This is a genomic window from Hominisplanchenecus faecis, assembly GCF_020687205.1.
Lineage (GTDB): Bacteria > Bacillota > Clostridia > Lachnospirales > Lachnospiraceae > Hominisplanchenecus > Hominisplanchenecus faecis.
In genome coordinates this window covers 1-9,255 of record NZ_JAJEQE010000076.1, presented here as the reverse complement: position 1 = coordinate 9,255, position 9,255 = coordinate 1, and the positions used below count along the sequence as shown (strand labels likewise).

14 protein-coding genes and 1 pseudogene are annotated in these 9,255 nt (G+C 35.5%); all 15 read right to left on the bottom strand.

Annotated elements, in window-relative coordinates:
• A pseudogene (locus tag LKD42_RS14440) lies at positions 1-515 on the bottom strand (conjugal transfer protein); the annotation flags it as partial.
• Positions 493-891: a conjugal transfer protein gene (locus LKD42_RS14435; protein ID WP_003061368.1), complete on the bottom strand. Its 399-nt coding sequence runs from the start codon at positions 889-891 to the stop codon at positions 493-495. The pseudogene LKD42_RS14440 and the gene LKD42_RS14435, both read right to left, overlap by 23 nt.
• Before the next feature lie 234 nt (positions 892-1,125).
• Positions 1,126-1,944: a sensor histidine kinase gene (locus LKD42_RS14430; RefSeq protein ID WP_227222775.1), complete on the bottom strand. Its 819-nt coding sequence runs from the start codon at positions 1,942-1,944 to the stop codon at positions 1,126-1,128.
• Between the two features lie 88 nt (positions 1,945-2,032).
• Positions 2,033-2,800 carry an ABC transporter permease subunit gene (locus LKD42_RS14425; RefSeq protein ID WP_021419665.1) on the bottom strand — a complete coding sequence of 256 codons (768 nt, stop codon included), beginning with the start codon at positions 2,798-2,800 and terminating at the stop codon, positions 2,033-2,035.
• Positions 2,793-3,707: an ATP-binding cassette domain-containing protein gene (locus tag LKD42_RS14420; protein ID WP_021419666.1), complete on the bottom strand. Its 915-nt coding sequence runs from the start codon at positions 3,705-3,707 to the stop codon at positions 2,793-2,795. Before LKD42_RS14420 ends, LKD42_RS14425 begins: the two co-directional genes overlap by 8 nt.
• Positions 3,708-3,795: 88 nt before the next feature.
• Positions 3,796-4,461, bottom strand: a complete 666-nt coding sequence (locus LKD42_RS14415) for a response regulator transcription factor (protein WP_021419667.1) — start codon at positions 4,459-4,461, stop codon at positions 3,796-3,798.
• A gap of 174 nt (positions 4,462-4,635) precedes the next feature.
• Positions 4,636-5,139, bottom strand: coding sequence for an antirestriction protein ArdA (locus LKD42_RS14410; protein WP_002323345.1), 504 nt, complete (start codon positions 5,137-5,139; stop codon positions 4,636-4,638).
• A 17-nt stretch (positions 5,140-5,156) separates the two neighbouring features.
• On the bottom strand, positions 5,157-5,660 hold the full coding sequence (locus LKD42_RS14405; protein WP_117824599.1) for an antirestriction protein ArdA: 504 nt from the start codon (positions 5,658-5,660) through the stop codon (positions 5,157-5,159).
• Positions 5,579-5,875: a conjugal transfer protein gene (locus LKD42_RS14400; protein ID WP_117824598.1), complete on the bottom strand. Its 297-nt coding sequence runs from the start codon at positions 5,873-5,875 to the stop codon at positions 5,579-5,581. The genes LKD42_RS14405 and LKD42_RS14400 overlap by 82 nt, the downstream gene beginning before the upstream one ends.
• Positions 5,876-5,968: 93 nt before the next feature.
• Positions 5,969-6,133, bottom strand: coding sequence for a hypothetical protein (locus LKD42_RS14395; RefSeq protein ID WP_173736688.1), 165 nt, complete (start codon positions 6,131-6,133; stop codon positions 5,969-5,971).
• A 28-nt stretch (positions 6,134-6,161) separates the two neighbouring features.
• The gene (locus LKD42_RS14390) at positions 6,162-6,557 is read right to left on the bottom strand and encodes an SRPBCC family protein (RefSeq protein WP_117824597.1); all 396 of its coding nucleotides are present in this window, start codon (positions 6,555-6,557) and stop codon (positions 6,162-6,164) included.
• Between the two features lie 214 nt (positions 6,558-6,771).
• Complete coding sequence (locus LKD42_RS14385) at positions 6,772-7,413, bottom strand: alpha/beta hydrolase (protein WP_008393975.1); 642 nt, start codon at positions 7,411-7,413, stop codon at positions 6,772-6,774.
• Between the two features lie 34 nt (positions 7,414-7,447).
• A complete protein-coding gene (locus LKD42_RS14380) occupies positions 7,448-7,669 on the bottom strand; it encodes a hypothetical protein (protein ID WP_002323342.1) in 222 nt (73 codons plus the stop codon).
• On the bottom strand, positions 7,670-7,804 hold the full coding sequence (locus tag LKD42_RS14375) for a DUF3789 domain-containing protein (protein ID WP_117824596.1): 135 nt from the start codon (positions 7,802-7,804) through the stop codon (positions 7,670-7,672).
• A 12-nt stretch (positions 7,805-7,816) separates the two neighbouring features.
• Complete coding sequence (gene mobT, locus LKD42_RS14370) at positions 7,817-9,013, bottom strand: MobT family relaxase (RefSeq protein ID WP_227567257.1); 1,197 nt, start codon at positions 9,011-9,013, stop codon at positions 7,817-7,819.
• Between the last annotated feature and the right edge of the window lie 242 nt (positions 9,014-9,255).

Genomic DNA, 9,255 nt, shown 5'->3' with positions numbered 1-9,255 from the left:
TTTTCCAGTAACTTTTCCATTTTCATGTAACGGTTGATTTCATCATTCGGCATGGAAACAAAATCATTCATCAGCGTGTGGTTCACTTCATGGAGAAATTCCGTGAACGTCAGCCACGCCGATTTTTTGATGTTCTTCAGATTGAGCTGTTCTTTCGTAACCATGAGCTTAAAGCCAAGAAAAAAGCGGTAGTCCACTTGATTGTCCCCAATCATTGATACTAACGCTTCGGTCTGTTCGTCTATTTTCTGGTAGGCAACTTCCTTTAATTTTCCCGTTACCAGTTTCTTTGACTGCTCCTGCATACTTCGTATGGAGCTTTCCGTCGCAATCTGCAACGCATGAATTTTACCCTCACGGGACTGTGCGATTAGCTGTCGAAAACTGTCATGCACGATAAATTTCTGCTCTGCGGATAAGAAAGAATAGTTGTACGGTATCAGCTCATAGTAGGCGAATACCTCATTGTCCTTGTTCCAGACAAGGTTATTGTCAATATATTTTATCGGGAACATAGTTCACACTCCTTACTGCCGTGATTGTTTCATTGAGTATCTGCTTATGCAGTTTTACGGCTTTTCCTGCATAAGTGATTTTTGGTCGCAGGGCATAGGTTATCTGTGATTTCAAAAAGCTGTACGGCTTCTTTCCGTCAAAGGTTTTCTGCGACATAAACCAAGTGAGAGCAACGGGAATACCGAAGTATTTGAGAAATGCTCCCTCAATCATGGAAAGTGGAGGAATATCCCCAAACAGAATGATGATAAATTCTGTAATCACAAACCATGTAATCTGTGTAAAGGTAACGGGAAAGGGTAAGTTAAAGTCATTGATTGCATACAAGACTTTTTCCACGTTCCAGATACCCGTATAAGATTTAATCTTTTTCAAGTTCTTTCAGCTCCTTTCGTAAGTTTCTAAATGGAAAAGGACAGCCATTTTCAGACTGTCCCTTAAAGAGAAATACGCTGTCAGTAGCAACCATGCTTGTTGCTGATCTTCCAGCTTAATTTATATTATTATTTTCGATTACTATCACGAATACAATTAGTTCGTTTTTCTTTCATATATACTTGACTCCTTTCCATAATAAAAGCAGTTAATCCTAAGACTAACTGCTTTCTTTTAAACCTCATTCAATTTAATAATAATACTTAAAACATTATTGCTATAATCAGCAGAAATATTACCGTCCATTTTTTCAATCAACGCTTTGGCAATAGATAAACCTAACCCCGTAGATTTTCTTGCGGTATTTACTGTATAAAATCTATCAAACAATTTTCCAATTTGTATTTCGTTAAGGTCAGAAGTGTGATTTGAAAATACAATTTTCCCATTTTCAAATAACGATATTGTTAAATCTCCCTCACTATATTTGATTGCATTATCTATAACATTATTGAAAATACGAAGTAAGGCAGTTTTATCAACGGAACGCACAATTTTTTGTTCGCACAAATTTATATTCGGAGTAATGCCTTTTTCCTTAAATATCGCATAATAGGATGAAATACAATCTTCTAAAACATTGTTGATAACGGTTTCTGTATAAACGCTATTTTCGGTATCAGAAATAATAGTTGTATATCGAAATAGTTCTTCTACTAGCTGTTTTAATGCAAAAGTACGATTTTTAATGATTGATAATTGTCTAGCAATATGTTCGCTTTTTTCTTCTTTGTCTAATAAGCTTAAGTAACCGCAAATTGTTGTAAGAGGAGTTCGTAAGTCATGGGATATATTTGTAATAGCGTTTTTTAATTCTTTATCGCCTTGTATATAGCGGTGCTTTTGTTTTTGTAATTCTTTCAACTCTACATTTATGTCATTTGCTAAAGAAGAAACCAATTTATCATGTGAGGAAAGCATAATCGGAGTATTCGTATCTGTATATAATTTTTCTGAAAACCCTCTTTTTATCTCTCTAATTGCTTTTCTCATATAAAAGATTTTCAAAAGTAAAGCAAATATTATTACCAACAAGAAAAACACCATTATTTTCCACAACATAACATCATTCCCTACAAATTCATTTTAAATTCTTTTGCTCAAAGACCATTATACCTGTTCCCGTGCTTATTACAAGTATCAGTATATTGTAAATAATCATTTCCGTAGCTTGTGTAGTTTGCAAATTGATTAAATTTAAAAGTTGTCCTGTTGGTAAAAAGATATTTAAAAATTCATAAATTTGTTTCACAATGCTATCTGAATGAGCCATATCAGAAGAAAACAACACACTTAACACATAAAATGATATTCCAAACATCAATAAACTAACTACTAAACAGATGATTGAAGAAGAAGCCTTATTTTGATTTATCATAACAATCATGGTATTTATTCCAGCAAATGTTATTGTTGCAAGAATAGAAATCCCTATAATTAAAGATATAGTGTGAATATCGGTTTTAAATGGAGCTATTAACCAAGTACCCAGCCCAATGATTGTTATTTGATGTGCCACCACTAAAATAACACTGGCAATCACACATATCAGCAAAGCAGAAATATATATTTTTAAACGACTATTGCCTGCAATGATTTTATTTCTAATTGTTCCGTCTGAATAATCTGTTCCTAAGAACCAAGAACAGAAGATAGCAACAATAAAACCGATTATAAGAAAATGCCATACCAGTCTGCTTTCTAAAGTATAATCTGTTCCATATGCTATCATTTCACGGTGTGCTAGTATAGGAATAATTATTCCAGAAAGTATCATAAGTCCAAGCAAACACCAGTACAATCTACTTTTAAGTAAGCGTTGAAAATATGCTGAAAGTAAGTTATTCATTACGGTTTCCTCCAATCAAATTGATATAATAATTCTCTAGGCTTTCGTCCTGCTCTTGAATATTAAGAACATTGCATTCTTTTTTTGCCAGTTCTACAACAAGTGATGTTATATCTAATTTGGCAAATACATCTATTTCTTTATCTGATATGACAGAATAATCATATCCTTTTTCTGTGAGAACGTTACATAACACCTCCATATTTGAAACGGTCAGTTTTACACATTTCCTACATTTCGTATTTAATTCCAAAGCACTTATTTCTTGTATCATTTGCCCTTTATCTATAAATCCAAAATGTGTGGCAATGCGAGAAAGCTCATCAAGAATATGGCTGGAAATTAAAACCGTAATATCATGTTCGTGATTAAGTTTTAAAATCAGTTCTCTAATTTCAATAATACCTTGTGGGTCAAGTCCATTTATCGGCTCATCTAAGATAAGGAAATCTGGAGAACCCGATAAAGCGATTGCAATTCCTAGTCGTTGACGCATACCTAAAGAAAAATTTCTAGCTTTCTTTTTACCCGTATTTTCAAGTCCGACTAATTTTAATAAATCTGGAATAGTGCTGTAAGAGGGAATACCTAATATCCGATACTGCTGTTTTAAATTATCTTCCGCACTCATATCTAAATAAATAGACGGTGTTTCAACAACAGCTCCTATTCGTTTTCTGGTACGAACAATCTCTTTAGAGTGATTATTTATTCCGTATAGCGAAAAATCCCCCTCCGTTGCTTTTTGTAATCCACAAATCAAACGAATTAAAGTTGTTTTTCCAACCCCATTTCTACCAATCAAACCGTAGATAGAACCTTTAGGAACATTCATTAAAAGTCCATTTAATGCGTTATAATTACCGTATGTTTTCTTTAAATCTTTCGTTTTCAATACATATTCCATTTTTTCAGCCTCCTTTATTTACAGTCAAAATACTAAATCAAAAGTGTTAAGAAAGCTGTTAAGGAAATTGTTAAGAAAGTGTAAAGATTTATTCTTCAGCCATTTTAAATCCAATCCCCCATACTGCTTCAATATATTCTCTATCAGAAATGTCCCTTAATTTTTTTCTTAGATTACTTATATGCACTCTTAGTGAACTTTCCATACAATCAGGTGTTTCTTCGCTTATACGTTCAAGCAGAATATTTTTAGTAATAACTTGTTTGGGATTTTCCATTAGTATTTTCAATATCGCATATTCTGTTTTTGTTAATTTAACTTCTATATTTTTAATAGATACAGTACGGGTGTTTAAGTCCAATCGAATATCTTCATGTTCTAAAATGGAATTTATAGAATTAGTCTGACTGTGTCTAAGTTGAGCAACAATCCGTGCCAGTAACTCGTCTACATCAAATGGCTTTGTAACATAATCTACTGCACCATTTAATAGCAAAGATATTTTGTTTTTAGTATCTATTTTTGCACTAATTACAATAACGGGTATATGTGAAATTTCCTCTATAATTTCTTCGCCACTTAACCCTGGCAACATTAAATCCAGCAAAATTAAATCTGGTTTTGTGCTAGGCAAAAGAAGCAGGGCTTCTGTACCAGAATAAGCATGAGTTACTTTATAACCTGCACTTGTGAGAACTTCTTCCAACATTTGATTTATATGTATATCATCATCAACAATCATAATATGTTTCATTTTTAAAGCACCTCTTTTCTTGTGTAAGTCATATTATAAATTCCTACCGTTCTAATATCAATGACTATTATTTTCTTGTACTAATTTATTTACGCAAATTTAGTCTATTTGAAGCCCTTACTCAATTTATTCATGCTGTCAGTAGCAACAATCCTTGTCGCTGATCTTCCAGCGTTAATATGGTATCTCGCACATACCTCGGCTTGTTTCAATAAAGCAACCGCCCATATCCAAATCTCGCCCGTAGGCTTCATAGTCAATGTAGTTCTGTAAGCTGGGTGGAATATCGCCAAGTGCCTGCAATTCATCTATGTAGTAGTAGGCAACGTCTGTCATGGTTTCACAGTCGGGATAATAATAAATATCGTCCTTATGTTCCACGACTTCTTCCAGCGTCCCGTAGTGGCTGATAAATTCGTCCAGACATTCTACGATATAGTCGGGAAGTTCCTCTATCATTTCATACATCTCATTGAGTTCTTCAATGGAAACATACTCGCCAATCGCAATAGGGAAGTTATCGGTATCATGGATTGCGTATTCCTCGTACTGTTCATTCAAGCCGATTTTTTCTTTTACATCTTCCTCGTCAATGGGAAACGTGAACCAAGCACCGACTAAATAGCCCTCATTGTATTTGCCAAGATTAGCAATGTAAACCGCCATATCATCAATCATAAGCACCACCTCATTTCCTACTCTGGCAGTTCAAAGATACCGTGTTCCGTTACTAAAAATTTCCCGTGTTCCTGCAAGTGAGAAGCGTAGGCTTCAAAGTCAAAATAGTATTCTTGACAGTCCTCGGATAAATGCTTGAACGTCGGGTCATTCATCAGCTTTTGCCTTGCAACATCTATCATGCTTTTGCAGTCAGGATAAACCGTAATCACGTTCCTGCAAATATAAAGAGCTTCTAAATTCTCAAACACCGTAAGTAGTGATACATATTCTTCCTGCATATCACTTGAAAGCTGGCGGTACATAAAATCTAATTCGTTGAGCTGATACACGCTTGTATGTTCGTGGACTTCATCAGCAAAAGGCAACACCTTTTCGATAATGCGGTAATCCCCACTTTCTGCACCGATACCTAACTTTTCTTCAAACTCTGCAACATCTATCGGCAGGTCGAACCAGTATGATATTGTTTCTTCGCCAGTTGTTCCTTTCGTTTCCACCAGCACCCTTGTTTCCTGCATTGTTCCTCACGTCCTTTCTGTTGTTTCATCACATCTTTTATGGTCTGGTACGACATACCAAACACATATTTAGAAAAATCGTCTAACTGTCTTTCTTCATAATCGGCATGGTTCAGTCGTTTCATTTCATGCCACACCTTACGCTTGTAAGAGGGCAGGTCAGAAATGTATTCACAGCCGATTTTTTCCTGCATATCCTTAAAAATATCGTTCATTTCATCACTCCAATCCGAAATTTTAGGTAAGGAAAAAGCAGTCAATCCTAAGACTAACTGCTTTGTGTGTATGGATATGAAATTATGATTTTGCTATTTAGATTTATCCTTGAAAAAGCCAATTAAAATTAACGCAATACCAAGAATTGCTACTGGAATATAAATAACATTAGGTATATGATAAACAAATCTATCAATTCCAGACATAACAATATAAATAATAATTCCCATACTGATTAAAATGCTTTTATCTTTCATAATGGTCTCCTTTACAACTTCTAATTCTTTATTCCAATGCTTTCTTTAAGTCCAGAACAAATTGCTTTTGTTGTTTTTTCAAATAGGTTTTTACAAAAGGTTTCATAAACCACTTTTTAGGTATTACATTTTCTGTAAAGTCTATTTTTGTTTCATTCCCTTTGTCCGTAAAAATACCAATCCAGTGACCTTTCATGTTGCTATTCTCCATATCAAATTCCCAGCGTTTATATGGTTCTACAACGGTAACGGTAAATGTAGTAGCATATCCATTTTTTGCGTATTCAATAAATTGTTTGTCATTTATTATTTCTGTTTTGCTCAAATCACTTCGCCATAAGTTATATTTATCAACAGCTAAAACAATGTTCCAAACTTTTTGAATATCATTATTGATAATTGTATTTATATTTGAAACTGCCACTTTTTCATTCCCCCTTTTTAAATTACCGTTTATTGTTTTTTCATATCCACATTATAACATTCTCATATCAGCACTACAATAAAATTTTATGCACCGATAATCTTATTGAACAGCTCTAACAGACACCATTTCATCACTCCAATCTGAAATTTTGATAAGAAAAAAGCAGTCAATCCTAAAACTAACTGCTGTGTGTGGATATAAAATCTAAATTCTATTGTATAACTTTTCTTAGCCAATTATCTCTAAAGAAAATCTGTTCGTCAGTATGAAACCAATGTTCTCCGTCATTCATAACGGTAAGATTTGCACAATGTCTATCAATAAATTTATCTACCGTTTGACGTGATGTAAGATTATCATGTTCAGCATACAAAATTTCAGTAGGCGTTTTCCAATTTATCGGGTTTGCCCGAACAAAACATAGATATTCCCACGATAATGTTTCTCCAAAATCAGTTGGTATTTCTTTTCTTTCAGAAAGTTCCTTTTCAGACACATTCGCCCAGCTCATCATATCTACTATAAGTTGTTCCATATCAAGTATAGGCGATATGAATAATGCTTTTTCAATCTTGAAATTCTGTAATGTGTGCATTGTAAAATAAGCTCCGATACTATTAGCAAGTACATATATGTAGTCATATTTTTCAGATATTTTATCGTAGACTTCCATAATTTTATTTTTTACAATCCACGGGAAATAGTCATTATAATCTACTCCAAAAACATCAAAATCTAAACAAATATTTTTGAACTGTTCAGCTTCAAGATAACTTCCACCTTTACCATGAACATATATCATTGCTTTCTTCAAAATAACGCCCCCATAAATCAGAATTTTATATATCCACATTATACCATTCTCATATCAGCATCACAATAAAATTCTATGCACCGATAATCTTATTGAACAGCTCTAACAGTACATCTTTCACACCGCCAGCATTGAATACCAAGCCGACAGCAATCAAGGCAACTACTAAGAAGCCAATGAGCTTTGAAAACTCACGCTTGAACCCTAAGTAGATACCGATAACCACAATCGCCATAAGCACCAAGCTCTGTGCGTTTGATAAAAACCATTGATACAAATTTTGTCCGAAATTCATTTAATTGTCCTCGCTTTCTTCTAATTGTTTCATTTTATAGTCAGCTTCTTTGCCGACATTCAAAATACATATCAAGACTACGCCGATACCCATTCCCATAGATACCAGCAGGAAGTCTTTTAATAATATCCACATTTTTTATCACTCCTAACTTTCCACCAAATCTTTTGCAGGGGTCGTCTGCTGTTTGATTATCATTTCATGCTTTTCTGTGAGCTTTGCCTGCTGTTCGATTGTTTCCATGTAGTCTGTACCGTTTCCCTTATCAATCTTTTTCAGCATTTTCAAGGTCGGTGCTACCTGCCTTTGTACCCACCGCAATGTGCGGTCTAAAGTATAAGGTTCTGGCTTTGTCGTCAGCTTCAAGCTCTGTCTGTTATCGCCGATAAACCAAGCCCAGCGATCGTTGAGCTTCCAGTCATTTTTTCGCTTGTCTGGTTCTTCATCAACAAACCGCACATACTGGTTGATGATAGAAAATGCGGTCTGCTCTGCGTCATAATAGGTCAGCAAATCTCGTACTGCATAATAGGCTCGTTCATTGCGAAGCCGTATTTCAAAACGGTTGATAATGTCGGCTTCATCAAGAGGTGTCCCTAACTTGACGTACTGCTCATAGTCCTTTTCATAGATACAGAAATACACATCTGATTTCAGCGAACCAAGATAAAGGGTATGTCCCATATATTCTCTGTCGTCCTCTCTGTGCTTGATAAGCTCGCCCGACTGGTAAAACTTATAACTTCTGGACTTTCCGATATATTCCCGTTTCCTGCATTTTTCCACAAGCTCTGGAATATCCAAAATGCCCGTATGGTCGTTGATAGCAAGGTCGATACGCTTCATCACACCACCGTCTACGAGTGCGTCCATGAGAAAGTCATACCAGCTTCTTTGCTGTGCCAGCAGGTAACTTTCAAACTGCCTGCAACCACGCCCCTTTAACTCTAAAAGGACACCTTTTTCTTCGTCAGCCGACGTATAGATAAAGATGTCCCCTAAAGAATAATGCTCCGTATAACTGTAATGTCCGTAATCTTCATGGAGCATATAATTGATATTCAGTTTTAATATATCTTTGATGATGTGCTGTATATCCAGCGTGGGAAAACGAATTTTTACATAATCAAACAGCATGGTAAGCGGTGCTTCTGGATTGAACCTTGCCAGTTCCTTATGCAGAGTTTCCAAAAGCTCCTTTGACGGCTTCATTTTTCCGCTTTCTATCTTGTTGAGATATTCCCTTGTGATACCAGAAGCCACCGCCAGCCTGCCTTGTGAGATACCGTAAGCAATCCGTTTCTCCCGTAATTCTTTTATCCATTGTTCTTCATTCAGAACCATACCCCCAATCTGTAAAGTGTGAAGTTTTTTAAGACGACTTCACAACTGAATTTTGCCAGGAAATCATGCCAGAAGCCTTATGTTTCCTATGTTTTTTGTCTATTGTCTATTTGCAAACGTACCCCTCTGTTAGATACCGAGGGGTTTTACCTGCTGGCGTGGCTGACGCCACACCAGCAACGGCTAGTCCGTGCCGTCGCCTTTCGCTTCGCACGTCGCCGTCCCGTCCTGCCTTGCTTGTG